The organism is Litchfieldia salsa (assembly GCF_900104555.1).
In the GTDB taxonomy this organism is placed as follows: domain Bacteria; phylum Bacillota; class Bacilli; order Bacillales; family Bacillaceae_L; genus Litchfieldia; species Litchfieldia salsa.
The window spans coordinates 259,266-277,783 of sequence record NZ_FNJU01000003.1 but is presented as its reverse complement, the minus strand read 5'-3'; the positions used below and the strand labels follow the sequence as shown (position 1 = coordinate 277,783).

Annotated in this window: 16 protein-coding genes and 1 riboswitch; of the genes, 14 read left to right on the top strand and 2 right to left on the bottom strand. The window is 35.5% G+C overall.

The features are described 5' to 3' along the window. The first annotated feature begins 343 nt into the window (after nucleotides 1-343). Entirely contained in the window at nucleotides 344-664 is a 321-nt protein-coding gene (locus BLQ56_RS08350; RefSeq protein ID WP_090852197.1) for a hypothetical protein, read from the top strand. 501 nt (nucleotides 665-1,165) lie between these two features. Here BLQ56_RS08350 and BLQ56_RS08340 read toward each other — a convergent pair. Continuing rightward, nucleotides 1,166-2,095 carry an FkbM family methyltransferase gene (locus BLQ56_RS08340; RefSeq protein ID WP_090852191.1) on the bottom strand — a complete coding sequence of 310 codons (930 nt, stop codon included), beginning with the start codon at nucleotides 2,093-2,095 and terminating at the stop codon, nucleotides 1,166-1,168. Between the two features lie 197 nt (nucleotides 2,096-2,292). Between BLQ56_RS08340 and BLQ56_RS08335 the strand changes: the two genes are divergently transcribed. The 10 genes from BLQ56_RS08335 to BLQ56_RS08290 all read left to right on the top strand — a co-directional run bounded on the left by BLQ56_RS08335 (nucleotide 2,293) and on the right by BLQ56_RS08290 (nucleotide 13,609). After that, nucleotides 2,293-3,141 carry an EAL domain-containing protein gene (locus BLQ56_RS08335; protein ID WP_090852189.1) on the top strand — a complete coding sequence of 283 codons (849 nt, stop codon included), beginning with the start codon at nucleotides 2,293-2,295 and terminating at the stop codon, nucleotides 3,139-3,141. 51 nt (nucleotides 3,142-3,192) lie between these two features. Next, nucleotides 3,193-4,143: a GGDEF domain-containing protein gene (locus BLQ56_RS08330; protein ID WP_090852186.1), complete on the top strand. Its 951-nt coding sequence runs from the start codon at nucleotides 3,193-3,195 to the stop codon at nucleotides 4,141-4,143. Between the two features lie 111 nt (nucleotides 4,144-4,254). Continuing rightward, the gene (locus BLQ56_RS08325; protein ID WP_090852183.1) at nucleotides 4,255-5,028 is read left to right on the top strand and encodes a sporulation protein; all 774 of its coding nucleotides are present in this window, start codon (nucleotides 4,255-4,257) and stop codon (nucleotides 5,026-5,028) included. Between the two features lie 232 nt (nucleotides 5,029-5,260). Beyond that, a complete protein-coding gene (locus BLQ56_RS08320) occupies nucleotides 5,261-6,802 on the top strand; it encodes an ABC transporter ATP-binding protein (RefSeq protein WP_090852180.1) in 1,542 nt (513 codons plus the stop codon). Further along, nucleotides 6,799-7,926: an ABC transporter permease gene (locus BLQ56_RS08315; protein ID WP_090852177.1), complete on the top strand. Its 1,128-nt coding sequence runs from the start codon at nucleotides 6,799-6,801 to the stop codon at nucleotides 7,924-7,926. The genes BLQ56_RS08320 and BLQ56_RS08315 overlap by 4 nt, the downstream gene beginning before the upstream one ends. Before the next feature lie 34 nt (nucleotides 7,927-7,960). Then, nucleotides 7,961-8,890: an ABC transporter permease gene (locus BLQ56_RS08310; protein ID WP_090852174.1), complete on the top strand. Its 930-nt coding sequence runs from the start codon at nucleotides 7,961-7,963 to the stop codon at nucleotides 8,888-8,890. Nucleotides 8,891-8,967: 77 nt separating this feature from the next. Further along, nucleotides 8,968-10,116: a BMP family ABC transporter substrate-binding protein gene (locus BLQ56_RS08305; protein WP_090852172.1), complete on the top strand. Its 1,149-nt coding sequence runs from the start codon at nucleotides 8,968-8,970 to the stop codon at nucleotides 10,114-10,116. A 21-nt stretch (nucleotides 10,117-10,137) separates the two neighbouring features. Next, nucleotides 10,138-11,121, top strand: coding sequence for an aromatic ring-hydroxylating oxygenase subunit alpha (locus BLQ56_RS08300; protein WP_175490235.1), 984 nt, complete (start codon nucleotides 10,138-10,140; stop codon nucleotides 11,119-11,121). Nucleotides 11,122-11,310: 189 nt separating this feature from the next. Beyond that, on the top strand, nucleotides 11,311-12,885 hold the full coding sequence (locus BLQ56_RS08295) for an alkaline phosphatase family protein (RefSeq protein ID WP_238457219.1): 1,575 nt from the start codon (nucleotides 11,311-11,313) through the stop codon (nucleotides 12,883-12,885). Then, nucleotides 12,878-13,609, top strand: a complete 732-nt coding sequence (locus tag BLQ56_RS08290) for an endonuclease/exonuclease/phosphatase family protein (protein WP_090852169.1) — start codon at nucleotides 12,878-12,880, stop codon at nucleotides 13,607-13,609. Before BLQ56_RS08295 ends, BLQ56_RS08290 begins: the two co-directional genes overlap by 8 nt. 33 nt (nucleotides 13,610-13,642) lie before the next feature. On the opposite strand, the gene BLQ56_RS08285 is transcribed toward BLQ56_RS08290, so the two are convergent. Continuing rightward, the gene (locus BLQ56_RS08285; protein ID WP_090852167.1) at nucleotides 13,643-14,431 is read right to left on the bottom strand and encodes a hypothetical protein; all 789 of its coding nucleotides are present in this window, start codon (nucleotides 14,429-14,431) and stop codon (nucleotides 13,643-13,645) included. Nucleotides 14,432-14,600: 169 nt separating this feature from the next. On the opposite strand from BLQ56_RS08285, the gene pepF reads away from it, so the two are divergent. The 3 genes from pepF (at nucleotide 14,601) to BLQ56_RS08270 (ending at nucleotide 18,373) form a co-directional block, all read left to right on the top strand. After that, nucleotides 14,601-16,388, top strand: a complete 1,788-nt coding sequence (gene pepF / locus BLQ56_RS08280) for an oligoendopeptidase F (protein ID WP_090852164.1) — start codon at nucleotides 14,601-14,603, stop codon at nucleotides 16,386-16,388. Nucleotides 16,389-16,527: 139 nt separating this feature from the next. Then, a riboswitch (glycine riboswitch) is annotated at nucleotides 16,528-16,607 on the top strand. Nucleotides 16,608-16,717: 110 nt separating this feature from the next. Next, nucleotides 16,718-16,993 (top strand): ACT domain-containing protein, encoded by a 276-nt coding sequence (locus BLQ56_RS08275; RefSeq protein WP_090852162.1) that lies wholly within the window; start codon nucleotides 16,718-16,720, stop codon nucleotides 16,991-16,993. 18 nt (nucleotides 16,994-17,011) lie between these two features. Next, on the top strand, nucleotides 17,012-18,373 hold the full coding sequence (locus BLQ56_RS08270) for a PFL family protein (protein WP_090852156.1): 1,362 nt from the start codon (nucleotides 17,012-17,014) through the stop codon (nucleotides 18,371-18,373). Nucleotides 18,374-18,518: the final 145 nt, after the last annotated feature.

Here is an 18,518-nt window from a genome sequence, read left to right as displayed (position 1 = left end):
AAGATCAGATTAAGCACCAATTTGATAATTAGACGTAAAAATTCCGCTTAATACAGTAAGGCATGTTAAATAAGCTTGAATAAACGGAGAAACTTCGCCTATTGATTCGAAAAAATCAAAAACGGGAGATTTTGTATTGGATAAACGGAAAATCTCCCGTTATTCACATCAAAACGAATCGCATTCTGCATCTATCCGGAGTATCTCCGCTTATTTTGCTTATCCTAGTTGTTGGATTAAGGACAAGCTACGGTTAGTCTATGTTTAACAATCGTTTCCTATGGTGAGCATGTTAGTATAGGTTTATTCAACTTTTTTTAACAAAGGGGATTACTGTTTCATCATGAGCTTATTTACAGCATTTCTAAATACTTTACTACTTAGCTTTTTTGAATTGATCTATCTTGTTGGTATACTCGTTGCTGTTGGAATGGTGATTGGTGTGATTGAAAGGTATTCTAATCGCTACTTGATTAAGGCATTTGGTCCAAGAGGATTGTATTTAACTGCCTGGATTGGGACACCTATTCATGAAATTGGACATCTAATTCAATGTTTCATATGGGGTCATCGTGTTACAAGAGTGAAATTATTGCAATTTGGTCATCCAAACGGTGTGCTTGGTTATGTTGAACATCAATACAACAAAAATAGCATTTATTAGCAAATAGGGAACTTTTTTATTGGAATCGGGCCAATATTTAGTGGAATTGGTTCTTTAATATTTTTCATGTACTTATTAATACCAGAATCCTATCAAGTAGTTACAATTTATATAAAACAACACGCTTCCTTTGAAACGTTTGGAGTAGATTTCTTAAAAATAGCTATAGGATCTGTTATTACTCTTTGCAAAACTATATTTACAATAAAAAACCTTACTAATCCTCTATTTTTGATGTTTTTAGTGATTGTTATTTGTGTTTCGTCTCATACAGCACTAAGTAAAGAGGATATCAAAGGTTCTGTAAGAGGCCTCATAAACATCTTCTTCCTACTTTTTATGATTAACATCATTTCCGGTATATTCGGTTTTAACAGTCATCAATTCATCGTAAAACTAGCAGAGATTAATACATATGTTCTCGCCTTTTCGAGTATTGCTGTATTTTTTTCTTTATTGACCCTTCTTATAAGTTTTATATTATATATGATAACAGAAGGTTCAACTTAAGAAGTAGGCAATGCTTTCTGACTTTACGAGTATAAGGTCTGTATGAATTTCTCTTGATTTGAACATGTCTTGAAGGCTAGTCATCGTGGGATCTGCGATTAAATGTAGTTCTCCAAAGTTATCAAACATGTAAATCTTAAAGTTAACTGATAACTTCTTCAAAAATAAATCTATATTTGTCCCAGATCTTTTGATATATGTACTATCAAATTCAATAATACCTAGAACTTCTGCACTCTTTTTAATAACACTCTTCATTCCTTCAAGTACAAACGGTTCATACCCCTCAACATCAATTTTAAATAGAATTCTTTCTTTAAATAATTTTTCTTCTTTTAACAAAGAATCCACCGTTATCGTTTTAACTAAATGCTTTTCTACCATTCCTGAATAAATCTCTTTCCCAGAAGAAGTGCCTGACCAGTTTTTATCAACGTAAAAAGCCTGAGTTTTCTGCTCTTTGTTCGAAGCAAAAGCATTTATAATTTTTATTTGTTTTTGATTAGGATGAGTAGATTTCGATTTATTTATAAACGATAGTAGTTGCTTATTAGCCTCAATCCCATATATTTTTGCTTTAGACGGGTACTCCACTGAAAATAAACATTCTCCATAGTTAACCCCAATATCCAACACCGTAGTGGGAGAAAATGCTTTAACTGATTCTTCCCAGAACTTTACGACATGTTTTTGAGTAATACCATTACTAATCAGCAATGCACGACCCCTATTTTCGTTAGGATCAATATGTAAATTAAAAGAAGATCGTAACCTAATATAAGTAGGCAATTCTTCTAATTTGATCGTTTTATACTTCATTAAGAGACCTATATTAAGAATATATTTCCAAGTGCGCGGGTACTTTAACCATAGCTTTGAAATAACAGGACTACTTATTATTGGTCTAGCAAAAGGACTCATTTAATCACTCCTAAAATGAATTGTTTGCCTTAAATGATACATTTTTCATATTAATAGCTTGTTAATCTAAGATAATATTTCGGTAAAATTGGATGGAGAGAGATAGTTTTACATAAAATTAACACTCAATTTACAGTTAAGGAATATAATGAAAAAAAAGTAACATTCTACATAAAAAGACAAGAAGGGACTTAATAATGCAAAATACTTCATATACTTCATTCCTATCAAATTTAAGTATTTTCGACCTCTTTTCATACTTAAATCATGCTCAAGAAAAAAAGATGTCTCATACTAATGACTTTACAAAATTTATAGAACTAAAAAAAATAATGAGAAATAGATCTCTTACTACATTTTTTCAACCCATTTTTAATTTAGAGACTAACAATATAATAGGATATGAGGCTTTAAACCGTCCAACATCATCTAATGCATTTCCAACAACCGAGAATTTTTATGACTACATTGGGCAAACGAATCAAGTATTTCAATTTGAATTATTTAGCAGGAATTTATCCTTTAAACAATTCCACAGTGAGGTCAAAAAATCCCCTCAACAAAAGGATCATTTACTATTTGTTAATATACATCCTCAAGTTTTAGTAGATTCTAACTATAAAAGTGGTGAAACATTGGAATTATTAGAATACTATGAAATATCACCAAAACAAGTGGTTTTTGAATTAACAGAAAAAAAAGCTGTAACAGACTTTAAGATGTTTGAGAGAATTCTGTCCAATTATCGTGACCAAGGATTTAGGATTGCCATTGATGATGCTGGTAGTGGATACAATAGTTTAAAAACTTTAGTACATCTAAAACCTGAGTTTATTAAGTTTGACCGGTCACTCATTCACAATATATCCAGTAATCAGGCACAGCAAAAGATGATCTGTTTGCTTGTAGAATTTGCAAGGGAATCAAATACACAAGTCCTTGCAGAGGGAATAGAGAAGATTGAGGATTTAAATTATTTGAAAGATAAACAAGTTCATTTAGGACAAGGTTATTCTCTAGGGAGGCCAAGTCAATCCTTCTTTTAGAATTTTCCAGAGTTTGTAAATATCTAAATAAAAGATACTAAGGAGCCGACCATGAACCTTCTTATTGGAGAAATATCAGAAGTTGTTCCCGAAGTACAGGCGACAACTAGTAATCAAATAATCAATCAACTATTTACTGAGCTTTCTAAAATACAAGGGATTGTTGTGACTGAAAAAAAGATACCAATTGCAATTGTAACAAAAACTGGCTTTTATCAACAGTTAGGAACATTATACGGATATAATCTATATATTGGCCGATCGGTAGGACTTTTAATGAAAAAAGAAATTCTTTCGGTAGATTATTTTACACCGATTTTGAGTGTTAGTGAGAAAGCAATGAATAGAGAAGAAGAACATTTGTATGACTATGTAATTGTAACGAAGGACGAACAATACTATGGTGTAGTCAGCATACGAACATTAATGATCACATTAGCTACTATCCAATCAAAAATGGCTACCTATATGAACCCACTTACTGAATTACCAGGAAACCAAATTATTTACGAAAAATTAAACCAAGTGTTAGTACGAGAAGCGTACACTCTTTTGTATATTGATTTAGATAATTTCAAAACTTATAACGATGTTTATGGCTTCTCGAAAGGTGATCATGTACTCCAAGAAACAGCCTCTTTGTTAAAAAAGTATATTAATAGTTCTATAGACTTTCTAGGGCATATTGGAGGAGACGATTTTGTTGCCATCTTGTATCATCATGATTATGATCCTATCTGTAGAACGGTAATTAACGAATTTGACCAAAAAATAAAAAAGTTTTACTCGGATAAGCACCACTCACAAGGTTATGTAACTTCAGAAAATCGTTCTGGAATAAAGGAGAAAATCCCTTTAGTGTCTATATCAATTGCAGTTATTACCAATCAAGAGAGAACATTTGATACTGTTGAAGAAATAGTATCACTTGCAACTAAAACAAAAAAAAGTTGTAAGAGTGTTACTTATAGTTGTTATATAAAAAATACATGTTGTTCCTAATCATGAATCTACATAGCTCACCCAATTTTTGAGGTTTTTGAAACTTATTTTCATTATAAACGTACAAATAAATGTGGTCATTGTGTTTAAATTCGAATGGAGGAAAATTAGATGTCGTCGTTTTTTAATAAAGCATTAGCAAGTATTGGGATTGGTGCAGCAAAAGTAGATACGAAACTTTTCCAAGATAAATTTATTCCAGGTGAAATGGTTAAAGGAATAATTGAAATTAAAGGTGGAGCAACAGAACAGAGAATTGATGAAATATATCTAACAATCGCAACTACTTATATTAAGGAATCGAATGATAATAAAGTAAAAAAACAAGGCACGATTGATAAAGTTAAAGTTGTAGATTCTTTCACAATAGGACCGAGTGAATTGAAGGAATTCCCATTTTCCATTACCCTACCTATTAATACACCAATTAGTTTGGGGCAATCAAAAGTATGGATTCAAACTGGCCTAGATATCAAAAACGCTATCGATCCTTCAGATAAGGATTTTATCCATGTTTCGCCAACACCGATTGTCTCTGCAATTATAAATGAAGCATATGACTTGGGGTTTAGCTTACGAAAGGTAGAATGTGAAGAAGCTCCGTATCGTTTTAGGACTCAGTTCCCTTTTATTCAAGAATTTGAGCTTATTCCGACAACAGGTCCGTTTCGCGGTAAATTAGATGAAATAGAATTTATATTCTTGACTCAAACGGAAGATCAGGTAGATGTCCATATGCAAATTGACCGACGTGCAAGAGGGCTAGGAAGCTTATTTGCTGAAGCACTAGACATGGATGAATCATTTGTAAACTTTACGGTTACGAAGAATGACATCCCACAGCTTAAAAAGAAATTAGGAGACATTATTAGTCGGTATTGTTAAATAAGAAACAAGTACTTTATATATTTCCAACATGCTAAAAGCAGCTTTTGCTTTTAGCTTTTTTTATGAAAAAATATTTAATTCTGCTGATATCGCTACTCCTTTCTAAAACTGTATTTGATAATATTATGTTAGCTTATCTAACATGTTTATGGACCGCATATGACAGTTGGTATATAATTTAGAAAATTCATAACCTTATGATTTATTCGTTGAGAGAGGTGAAACACTCGTGTCACAACCACATTATGCAATTGAAGTGGAAGATATTGTAAAAAAGTTCGGAGAAGTACTTGCCAGTAATCATGTGAATTTTTATGTTAAAAAAGGGGAAATACACGCTTTGTTAGGTGAAAATGGAGCAGGGAAAAGTACCATTATGAGTATGCTTTCTGGAATTTACAAAGCAGATTCTGGTGTTATTAGGATTCATGGGAACATTTGTCGATTTCGTTCACCAAAAGAAGCGACGGAATTAGGAATTGGGATGGTTCATCAAAATTTCAGACTTGTACAAACACTCACAGCCATCGAAAACATAATATTAGGTGAAAAAAATAATAGATGGCGAGGTTCTTCTTGGATGAAGAAAAAGAAAGAGGAAATAGAAGAAATTGCAGAACGGTACGGACTTCGATTTCCAACTACTGTTCCCATTTGGCAGCTATCAGTTGGTGAACAACAGAGAGTTGAAATTGTTAAAACCTTATATCGCGGTGCAGATATTATCATCTTCGATGAACCTACATCTGTTCTAACTCCTGGTGAAGCAGTCCAACTGTTTAAAACCATGAAGGAACTTAAGCGAAATGGGAAAACGATGATTATCACTACTCACAAATTAAAGGAAGTTATGTCTGTTGCAGATCATATCTCAGTAATGAGAAAAGGGGAGATGATTGCCCATTTAAAACGAGAAGATACCACTGTACACGAAATAGCTAAGTTAATGGTTGGTCGTGAGTTAACAAATGGGAATGAGGTTATGTCACATAAAAATATAGGAAAACCAATTCTTGAAGTAAACAACCTTTTTGTTCGCTCTAACCATGGGATGAATGCATTAAATAACATTGATTTCGATATTCACGAGCATGAAATTGTCGGGGTAGCGGGGGTGGCAGGAAATGGACAGAAGGAACTAGCCGAAGTGTTAACCGGTCTTATTCCTTGGAACAGTGGGAGCGTTATATATAATCAAGAGTTCTTATCATCACCAACTGTTCAAGAGTTAATTGATAAAGGGATTTCTCACATTCCAGAAGATCGTATGAAAAGCGGTCTTGCAGGAAGTCTTGGGATTGTTGATAACTTACTCATCAAGACATACCGAACGAATAAACGATCAAAATTTGGGTTATTGAATAAGAAATCAAATCAAGAATGGGCAAAAAAGCTAATTGAATTATTTGATGTACGAACAAATGACTTACAAAGTCCTGTAAGGCAACTATCTGGAGGAAATCAACAAAAACTTTTGTTTGCGAGAGAAGTTGAGCAAAATCCCAAATTAATGATTGCTGTACATCCCACACAGGGATTAGATGTTGGAGCCACAGAAGCTGTACATCAAATGGTAGTAACCTTGCGTAATTCTGGAAGTGGAATTCTCTTAATCTCAGAAGACTTGGATGAAATCATGAAATTGTCTGATAAAATCCTTGTTCTATTCAATGGAAGAATTAATGGAGTCGTAACTCGAGAGGAAGCAGATAAAGACTACATTGGGCAATTAATGGCTGGATTAACTGAGAAGGAAGGAGCCGTTTTATGACTCAAAGGACATCGGTGGAACAAACACCTTTAAGGATAAAGAGAGGCTCTAGTAAAAAAGGGTTCTTTCCTTATCGATTTGAATATGATCCACACAAAAGATCGAGTAGCTTTATGGTATCTACCGTTTCGGTTGTAATAGCACTAATCATATGTGCGATTTTTATTGGACTAAACGGCTTGAATCCACTAACAGTGTATTTAAAAATGGTACAAGGAGCGTTTGGCTCAGCCTTTGGAATTAGTGAAACCTTAGTGAAAGCTACTCCACTTTTACTTTGTGGTCTTGGTGTAGCAATTGCATATCGTATTTCTATTTGGAATATTGGAGCGGAAGGTCAATTTTTACTTGGCGCAATTGGAGCAACTGCAGTAACTATTTATCTACCAAATTTACCGGGAGCTCTTTTTATTCCGATTATGATGCTGGTTGGAGTTGTCTCTGGAGCTGTTTGGGGCTTATTTACTGCGATACCTCGGACATACTTTCAAGTAAATGAATTGATAACCTCTCTCATGTTGAATTATGTTGCACTTTTACTATTAGATTACTTCGTTTTTGAACCATGGAGAGATCCACAGGGATTTAATTTTCCTGGAACACCCCTCTTTTCACCTTTTCAAATGCTTGCAACGATAGGTAATACAAGACTTAACCACGGATTAATTTATGCCTTAGTTGCAGTCCTAGTATTTGCTTTTTTACTTTCAAAAACGAAATGGGGCTACGAACTCAGAATCCTTGGGGCAAACCCCACTGCTGCCATTTATTCAGGCATAAAAGTAAACAAACATATCCTTCTAGTGATGATGATTAGTGGAGGTCTTGCTGGATTAGCTGGTGCAATTGAAGTCTCTGGTGTTGCACATCGACTCATGTACGGGATTTCACCTGGTTATGGTTACACCGCAATTATTGTTGCATGGCTTGCAAAGCTTAATCCTTGGGCAATGATTTTCACTTCTGTTTTTATAGGTGGATTAATTGTTGGGGGATATAGTGTCCAGACCATCGGATTACCATCTTCTATTTCACTTATGCTACAAGGAGCCATTCTATTATGTTTAATAGGGGGTGAAATGATTAGTAAATATCGAATAAAACGTGTTAGTGAGGAAGCCTAATTGGCTACTTGTTAACAGGGAAGGGGGATAATAGATGGATTTAATGATCTTACTAGTCTCAGCAGCTATATCTTCAGGAACACCTCTACTTTTTGCTGTATTAGGTGGAATTATTAGTGAAAAAGCCGGGGTTATTAATTTAGGGACAGAAGGCATTATGCTAATGGGTGCTGTGATGTCCTGTATTATTTTTTTACAAACAGAGAATTTATTGTTTACGTTGATTATTGCCTTATTAGCAAGTGCTGGTCTCGGGCTCATCCATTCATATGTTTGTATTACCTTAAGAGCGAATCAAATAGTCAGCGGCTTAGCCATCACTTTATTTGGTACAGGTCTTAGTGCATATCTTGGCAAATCAGTAGCAGGGGTTGCTTTACCAGTTTCTATTCCCAAGGTTAACCTATCGTGGATTGAGCCCATTCCTTTCATCGGTAGAGTATTTTCGAATTTGGATATCTTTAGTTGGCTTTGTATAGTGATAGCGTTCGTTTTATATCTATACATGTATAAAACATCTTGGGGACTACATTTGAAAGCAGTCGGAGATAGCCCATCCACTTCTGATGTAATGGGGATATCAGTTATTGGCTTCCGTTACTTTCATGTCATTTTAGGTTCAATGTTAATGGGATTATCAGGCTTTTACTTAATCATGATTTATTCACCAAACTGGATTGAAGGAATGACAGCAGGGAGAGGTTGGATTGCGATTGCACTAATTATTTTTGCACGGTGGAATCCACTATATGCGCTGTTCTGTGCGTACTTCTTTGGTGGTCTAGATGCACTAGGATTCAGGATTCAGTTGCTTAATATCGGCATCCCTTCTTACTTTCTTAAAATGCTTCCCTATGTTGCAACGATTCTAGTATTAATGTTTGTTGGTTGGAAAAATCGAAATAAACCGCCAATAGAGCCAAAAGCTCTAGGAGTTCCTTATTTTCGTGAACAACGATATTAAACAATATCTATTGTATTTAAGGAGGTGAAAATGAAGTATTTTGTATAATCTTAACAGATAAATAAGGGGGAAATAAAATGAAGAAGAAACTATTTGGCTCATTATTTTTACTTATTTTTTTAGCATTAACTGCATGTTCTCAAGCAACATCAGAACCAACTGAACCTGCAAAAGAAGAATCAGAGAATACTAGTGGAGAAACAAAAGATACTGCTGGTAAGGAAGAGTCAACAGAATTACCAAAGGTTGCATTTGTATATATTGGTGTTCCAGGAGATGGAGGCTGGACATATGAGCATGACCAAGCTAGAAAAATGGTAGATGAATCATTTGGTATAGAATCCACAACAGTGGAGAACGTGCCTGAAGGTCCTGATGCAGAGCGTGTCATTGAAGAGCTTGCTCAAGATCATGATATTATTTTCACTACAAGCTTTGGATATATGGATCCCACCTTTAATGTTGCACAGAAGTATCCGGATGTTGTTTTCATGCATGCGACTGGATATAAAACAGCAGAAAATATGGGTACTTATCAGAGTAGAGGATATGAACCTGGATATTTAGCTGGTATAGCAGCTGGAATGTTATCAGAAAACAATAAAATTGGATATGTTGGGGCCTTTCCAATCCCTGAAGTTATTTATACAATCAATGCCTTCACCTTAGGTGCGCAAAGTGTAAATCCTGATGTTGAAGTATCTGTTATTTGGAGTAACACTTGGTTTGATCCTGCAACAGAAAGACAAGCGGCAATCAGTTTGTTAGATGAAGGTGTAGATGTACTAGCAAACTATCAAGATTCTCCTGCGGGAATCCAAGCGGCTGCTGAACGTGGAGTTTGGGGTATGGGAAATGACTCTGATATGAACCGCTTTGCCCCTGAAACCTATGTTACCAATCCTGTATTGAACTGGGGCCCTTATTATGTGGATATCGTTCAAAGCGTGATTGATGGCACTTGGGAAACACAGGCTGTCTTTCATGGTTTTAAAGAAGAAATGACAGAGCTTGCACCATTTGGTAAAAATGTACCACAAGAGGTTCAAGATGCAGTAGAAGCTAAGAAACAAGAAATTATTGCAGGTAGTTTTCATGTATTCTCTGGCCCAATCTATGACCAAGAAGGTGCTTTGAAAGTTGAAGAAGGAAAGAAAATGGAAGATGAGGATATCCTTAGTATGAGCTGGTTTGTTAAAGGAGTAAAAGGAACAATTCCACAATAATAGGAAAGGATGACGCTACCCATGCTAATTCAAGACCATGTATTATTACACCAATGGCATCCCGTCCTATTATCGAGGGATTTGACCGAGGTTCCCAGATCTGTCGAGGTTCTAGGTGAAAAGTTAGTTGTATTCAGAACATCAAAAGGTGTGCATGCCTTTAAAGATTTGTGTATCCATCGAGGAGTACCCCTTTCTTTAGGGAAAATTGTTGAAGATCAAATCGTCTGCCCATATCATGGGTGGACTTACAACTCTTGTGGAACCTGTACACGCATTCCATCAATGCCAAAAGAAAGAGCAATTCCTTCCAAAGCAAAAACGGTTACTTATTCTTGTGCTGAAGAGTTCGGATTCATTTGGGTTTGTATAGGAGAACCTAACCTTACCAACCCTACCATCGGTGATGGAACATTCGATGATCCTAGCTATTCTACAGTAATCATGGGACCTTATGAGATTAATGCTGCAGGTCCAAGATTAATAGAGAACTTTTTAGATGTCTCTCACCTAATGTATGTCCATGAGGGACTATTAGGTGACAGTGAATACTCAGAAATTAGCGATTATCAGGTTCATCAAGTTAATGGGACACTTGTCACTGATGAAATAGAAGTGTACCAGCCAGATCCAGACGGAAGAGGTCATGGTGTAAACTCCTTATATACATATAAAGTGTTTAATCCACTTTGTTGTTCCTTTACAAAGAAAATTATAGGATCTGATGATTACTTTGATTTGTATTTAATTGTATTGCCAGTAAATGAACAACAAAGCAATGCATTTATGATGATGGAACGGAATTATGCACTAAATGATCCAGACAAAATCTTCATAGACTTTCAGGATTTATTAATTGAACAAGACAAAGTCATAGTCGAAAATCAAAAACCAGAGTTATTACCGCTAGATCTTCAAGCAGAATTACATCTTAAATGTGACCGATTAAGTATCGCATACCGGAAGATGTTGCAAGACAAAGGACTCTCGTTTGGGACAGCATAACTAAATACGGTTTAACAAGAAATAGGAGTGTACAAAATGTACACTCCTATTTTATCTGCCTATCATAAAACCCTACCATTGAATTTTATGTGAAGAAGCAACTTCAATAAAAAGAGGATAAATATCAAATGTTAGTGGAAATTAAAAAAGAATAATAATGCCTAAGTAAAAACTAGGAGCTGAAAATGCTTGTATAAATTTCTACTTATTCTTCTCATCATCGTTATTATTATAATTGTTCTATATATGGTTGCCATAAAAAATGAAGGTACTACCAGTCACCAATTAGAACAATCTGTTAGTAATCCATCTAAACGAGTTGTTATGATCATCATAGATTCTTTGATGAATGAGGCACTTCAGGCAAAGATTAATGAGGGAAAAGCCCCTGCTTTTAAATATTTAATAAACAATGGTCGTTATTATCCGCATATGGTGACCAGCTATCCAACAATGTCGGTTGTAATTGACAGTACCTTATTAACAGGCACTTATGCGGATCAACATAAAGTACCTGCACTTGTTTGGTATGATACGAAAGAACAAAAATTCGTAAGCTATGGAAGCGCAGCAAAAGAGATTATGAAATTAGGTGGCAAAAGAGTTCTTCATGAGAGTGTATTCAATTTAAATCAAAAGCATTTAAGTCAAGATGTTAAGACCATCCATGAAGAAGTAACTGGCGAATCTGCCTCTATTAATACATTAGTGTATAGAGGGAACCATACGAAACCATTAAATATTCCAAAACTCTTAAATGTATTTGGCTTATTCGATAAAAATGAAACCGTCCAGGCTCCAACCTACTTTTCTTATGGGCTATTATCCCTGCTCGATCCTAGTAATAAGAATTTTCAGCTTTGGCAAGCGTTCGGTTTCAATGACCAATTTGCTACTCAAGAACTTAGATATTTGATTCAACATAATCGTCTCCCGGCCTTTTCTTTAGTGTATCTATCAGACAACGATAAGGAAGTACACAAGAATGGATCTAATGAAGCGAAAGGAATTGAAGCTGCAGATCGTCAATTACAATCAATTCTGAATATGTATGATTCTTGGGAAGAAGCCATACAAGAAAATGTCTGGATTGTCATGGGAGACAGTGGACAAACCGATATCTCCAGTAAGAAAGAAGAAGCATTAATTGATCTAAGGGAACTTCTTCAGGATTTTAAAATTCACGAAATCAACAAACCTGTTCAGAAAGATGACCAGATTGTCCTTGGATTAAATGAGCGAATGACGTTTATCTATCTGTTAGATGAACAAGTAACAATAGAAAACATTACGAAACGATTAATAAATGATAAACGAATCGATCATTTGGCTTGGAAAGCAGGAGAGTTCATCCATGTTGTATCTGGGAACCACGAAGGATTACTTTCATTCAAGCCTAGTGGATCATATACAGACCAATATGAGCAAACCTGGACGATTGAAGGGAATACGAGTATATTAGATCTTTCCGTTAGTCAGGATAACCAAATCTCGTACGACGATTATCCTGATGGCTTGGCTCGTTTGTATAGCTCTTTTCATTCTCATTCAGGCACTTACATCGTTGCAAATGCAAAGCCAGGATATGAATTCATCGGAGAAGGCTCACCGAGACATGTTGGAGGCGCTAGCCATGGTTCACTCCACAAGCAAGATACGTTTTTCCCAATGATTGTTGTTGGAACAGATGAGCAACTAAAACATGAACGAATGGTTGATTTGAAGGAATGGATTCTTCGAATTTTAGGAGAGAACAATGAATAAAAACAAACAGAATATCAAGGTGATGACATTTAATATTCATCATGGGAAAGGAACAGATAAAAGGGTTGATTTGAAGAGAATATCCGAAGTGATTGCAAAAAGCAATGCTGATATTATTGGTCTTAATGAAGTGGATCGTCACTTTTCAGCTCGGAGTCAGTTCCTTGATCAAATTAAGATACTGGCGAGTGAGATTAATTTTTATTATGTATTCTGTCCTTCTATTACTAAGTATCGAAAAAAGAAGAAAATGGTTTCTCAATATGGAAATGCGTTGCTTTCTCGTTTTCCGATAAGTACATATAAGACTTATTCATTTAACCTAAAATCCAAATTTACTGAAGGACGGTCCATTCTTGATGTCACTCTAGATGTAAAAGGAAAGATGCTATCATGTTTTGTAAGTCATTTGAGCTTACATCCTGTTCTTCATAAAAAGCAAAGTCAGTTCATTTTTAATCAAGCTAATGAACCTGCGATTATTCTCGGGGATTGGAATATGAAATACAGGTCATCTAAATGGAGAAGAATTACTCAAAGATACACAGATGTTTGGGATATGAAGGGTAAAGGGAATGGAAACACATTTCCTTCCACAAATCCACGGACAAGGTTAGATTATATTTTTGTTTCAAAAAGTATTAAAATACATGAGATAATGGTGTTCGACGATATTCCATTAGCATCAGATCATTTACCTGTTGTAGCAACAATAACTATTTAAATTAGAAAAAAGCTAAAGAGCATTATTCGTTCTTTAGCTTTTCTGTATTTTAGATGGATTATTAATTTTATATGGTACAGGGTCTTCAACAATGAATTCATCCTCAACGTCTTTTCCTTTTGGAAGTTTCTTTTTAACGATTTTTCCGTCAAATTCAAGCTTTTCACCAGGTGTAAGCTCATACTTCTTCAATGTTTTGGAGTGTGAACACCAAGCTAGTCCAACTTCCAGTGGTTCCTCTTGATCAACCACGACGTTTTCAAGAACAACTACTTCGTCATGCTCCTCATTAAAGTGGTTCCAACTTAGTGCAAATTGTTTCACCGTAGCTGTAAAATGAACCTTATCTTCAGGCAACTCAAGCTTAGGAGCTTTTTCTTTCGTTGCTTTTTTCTCTTTCTTTGCTGTAACCTTCTGTTCAGAAGTAGGAGATTTTAATTCTTTTGTCGTCACCTTTTTTTCTTCTGATGGTACAGGTGCTTCTGAGGTTTCTGACAGAAGGGCTTTACCAAAGCTTGCAGCCTGCATTTCCTTCAAATAAGCAGGGTGAATACAACTCAAATTTCCATCCTGAAACTCAACAATCACTGTATTGAATTCAGTCGATACTCCGTAAACTTCATAGCCTTTTATCGTTACAAGACGTTGATGAGTTTTGTCTTTATACCAAAATTGAGTTTTAACTTCCTTTGTTGTTGATAATCCCCATTCTCTTACTTTTTCAGCATAGTGGTCTTCATCAACAAATGTTTCATAATCTCCAGCGGGAGTTATATAATTTGTTTGGTTTAGATCTTCCTTATGAGGTAGTGTCACTGCCATACTTCCACATCCTTTCCGTTTTTATTTTACACTATTTGATTGAAACAAAGAATAAAATAGCCTAAAATCTTCATTCTAAGTTAGAAATGGGCAATGATAAGGGCTAATACAGGAAATGAAAGAATATATTTAGTATGATGGTTTTATAAGGAAATAAAGGAGTGTTTTGATGACTACATACAAGACAAGAAATGAAGTTCCTCTACATGAAAAATGGGACCTAACGGATCTTTATACTGATCAAGAAAAATGGGATGAGGATTATCAACATATTCAACAAATAGCGCAGCAACTTAAAGCTTTTGATGGTGAGATTCATGATGGCCATAGCTTATACCAATTTCTTAAGCTAAATGAGGAGCTCTCATTTGTGTTTAACAAGTTATATGCATATGCCATGTTAAGTGTTGATGAAGACACAAGGGAAACGAAGACACAGTCATTAATCGATCGTGCAAAACACTTAAGTGTAAAGGTAAGCTCGTCTACCTCTTTCTTCATGCCATTTCTACTGAGCCTTGAAGAAACAACATTAAACCACTATATTGAATCAGAAAAAGGATTAGATTATTTCAAAGAAGACTTGTTGGAGTCATTCCGTTACAAAGCACATGTACTAAGTAAGGAGCAAGAAGAAGTTCTATCAGAACTAGGTGAGGCTCTCTCTGTTCCAGGTCATACATTCGGGATGATTAACAATGCAGACATCAAATTTGGCGAAGTGACAAACGATAATGGTGAACGTGTTGAACTTACAAGAGGCATGTATTCTAAATTAATTGAAGATGAAAATCGTGACAAACGAAAAGAAGCCTATAAAGCATATTATCAACCTTATGTGCAGTTGAAAAATTCGATTGCATCTACACTATCTGCAGCAATCAAAAATAATGTAACAATGGCTAAAATTCGAAAATATCCTTCTGCATTAGAAAAAGCACTATTTGGTGACCGAGTTCCAAAAGAAGTATACGAAAACTTAATATCAACAACAAAAAACAATATAGAATCCATGCACAAATATACAAGACTTCGTAAAGAAAAACTAAAACTAGACGAGTTGAGACAATATGATTTAAATGTCCCTCTTGTTAGCGGAGTAAAGCAGGAGATTTCTTATGACGAAGCCTATGGTACAATGTGCAAAGCATTAGCACCTCTTGGGGAGGAATATGTCAGCATACTAAAAGAGTTTAAAGAAGCAAGATATATAGATGTTCGTGAAACTCCAGGCAAGAGATCTGGTGCTTATAACCTCGGGGTATATGGCGTTCATCCATTTATTTTGTTAAACCATCAGGATGATTTAGATAGCTTGTTTACCCTTGCTCATGAGTGTGGTCACGGGGCACATAGCAAATTAAGCTCACAACACCAACCACAGATCACTGCAAGATACAGCATCTTTGTTGCTGAGGTAGCGTCAACTGTTAACGAAGTATTGTTGATAAACTATTTATTAAATAATGAAAAGAATACAGAGATTCGCAAACATCTCTTAAATCATTTCATTGATCAATTTAAAGGGACTTTTTTCACTCAAGTTATGTTTGCTGAATTTGAAATGAAAACACATGAGATGGCTGAAAAAGGGATGCCTCTAAATGTAGAAGTGTTCAATGAGATATATGAAACATTATTCAGAGAATACAATGGGGAGGATGTTGTATTTGATGAAGAAGTAAAATATGGATGGTCCCGTATTCCACACTTTTACCGCCCATTCTATGTGTACAAATATGCAACAGGATTTGCTTCAGCCATCCATTTAGCGACAAAAATTCTTGAAGGAGATCAAGAGACCCTGGAATCATATATCGAATTCTTAAAAAGTGGTAGCTCGGATTATCCACTAGAGCTGTTGAAAAAGACAGGTGTCGATTTAACAACACCATATCCTATCGAAAATTCGCTAAACAAGTTTAACGAGCTTGTTAAAGAGCTTTCTGAACTATAAGAGATCAAAGGGCATCAAAGTGATGCTCTTTTTTTCATTGACACATTTTTTTCATTTGACGTACAAGGAATAAATTGCTACTATCACTATTATATCTTTTTTAATACATGCGATGAATGTTATGGATCAAACTATAACAGGAGCTGCTTCTGGAGATACCACAATCCAATGTGGAGCCGAAGGATTCACAATCTCAGGCAAAAGGACAGAAGAGTAACTAATACTTTATTTGTATGCACGTTATTCTACTACCTACCCGAGATTGGATGATACTCCAATCTTTTTTTATTACAATTTTTTAACAACTATTATTAGAGGAGAGATGATTTATGAAACAAAGAAGAGCAGTTGTAAGTGTTGTTGGTAAAGATCAAGTTGGAATTATTGCGAAAGTAACGACGATCCTTTCAGACAACCAAGTCAATATCCTAGATATTAGTCAAACAATCTTACAGGATTTCTTCACAATGATGATGATTGTTGATGTCACATCAATTGAAAATCTTGATGGTTTACAAGCTAAATTTGATGACATTAGTGAAGAACTTGGACTTAAAATTAATGTGCAGCTTGATGAAATCTTCAAAGCAATGCACCGAGTATAAAAAGGGGAGGGACCAAAAATGAAAGTAGCATTAGATGAAATGATGGAAACAGTCCGCATGATTCAGATGGAAAACCTAGATATACGAACGGTTACAATGGGGATTAGCTTGTCTGATTGTGCAGATTCAGATTTTGAAAAAATGAACAAAATGGTTTATGACAAAATAATTCGTTATGCTAGCCGATTAAAGGAAGTAGCAGAAGATGTTGAAAAAGAATATGGAATTCCAATCATAAATAAAAGAGTTTCGATTACTCCGGTTGCAGAAATACTAGGTAAAGCATCCGTTCAACAAGCGGTTGAACTTGCTAAGACATTAGACAAGGCTGCAATTGAACTTGGTATTGATTTTATAGGTGGGTATTCAGCTCTTGTACATAAAGGAATTACAACAGGAGAACAGACCCTACTTGATGCTTTACCGGAGGCATTAAGTGTAACAGAAAGAGTGTGCTCGTCCATTTCTGTCGGTACAACGAGAGCTGGAATTAATATGGACGCCGTACGAAAAGTCGGGGAAATTATTAAAGAAGCTGCAGAAAGAACGAAGAATCAAAACGGAATTGCTTGTGCAAAGCTTGTTGTTTTTTGTAATCCGGTTGAGGACAATCCTTTTATGGCCGGTGCTTTTCATGGTTCTGGAGAGGGAGAGGTTGTTCTAAATGTTGGGGTAAGTGGACCAGGAGTTGTATTAAGTGCACTAAAAAGGCAACCAGAAGCAGACCTTGGTGAGGTCTCTGATATCATTAAAAAAACGGCCTTTAAAATTACCCGAGCAGGTGAATTAATAGGACGAGTTGTGGCAGAACGATTAGATGTCCCTTTTGGTATTCTAGATTTATCACTTGCACCAACAAATGCTATGAACGATAGTGTTGCAGAAATCCTAGAGGAAATTGGACTAGAACGTGTTGGAACACATGGAACGATTGCAGCACTCGCACTCATGAATGATGCAGTTAAAAAAGGCGGTGCTATGGCAAGTTCTTATGTTGGTGGTTTAAGTGGTGCTTTTATCCCAGTTAGTGAAGATAACGGAATGATAAAAGGAATACTTGATGATTCACTTACACTTTCAAAACTTGAGGCAATGACATGTGTTTGTTCAGTAGGTCTTGATATGATTGCTCTCTCTGGGGACGTTACTGCTGCGACATTGTCGGCAATCATTGCGGATGAGGCAGCGATTGGTATGATCAACAAAAAAACAACAGCAGTCCGCGTCATTCCTGTTCCAGGAAAATCTGAAGGAGATATGGTTGAATTCGGAGGACTTCTTGGACGTGCACCTGTCTTAGGTGTAAACTCATTCAGTTCAGATAAGTTAATTAGAAGAGGTGGACGTATACCTGCTCCGCTTCAGTCACTTATTAATTAAGTTTATTAGAGGATGTTACATAGTGGTGCCTAGCGCTCCAATGTAACATCTTTTTTTATATAATAGAAGTGGTTTTGGCTGCTCTAAATAAATAGGGAATAATTTCTCAAGCTTCAATAAACACTATATAGAGCAATTATAAGTA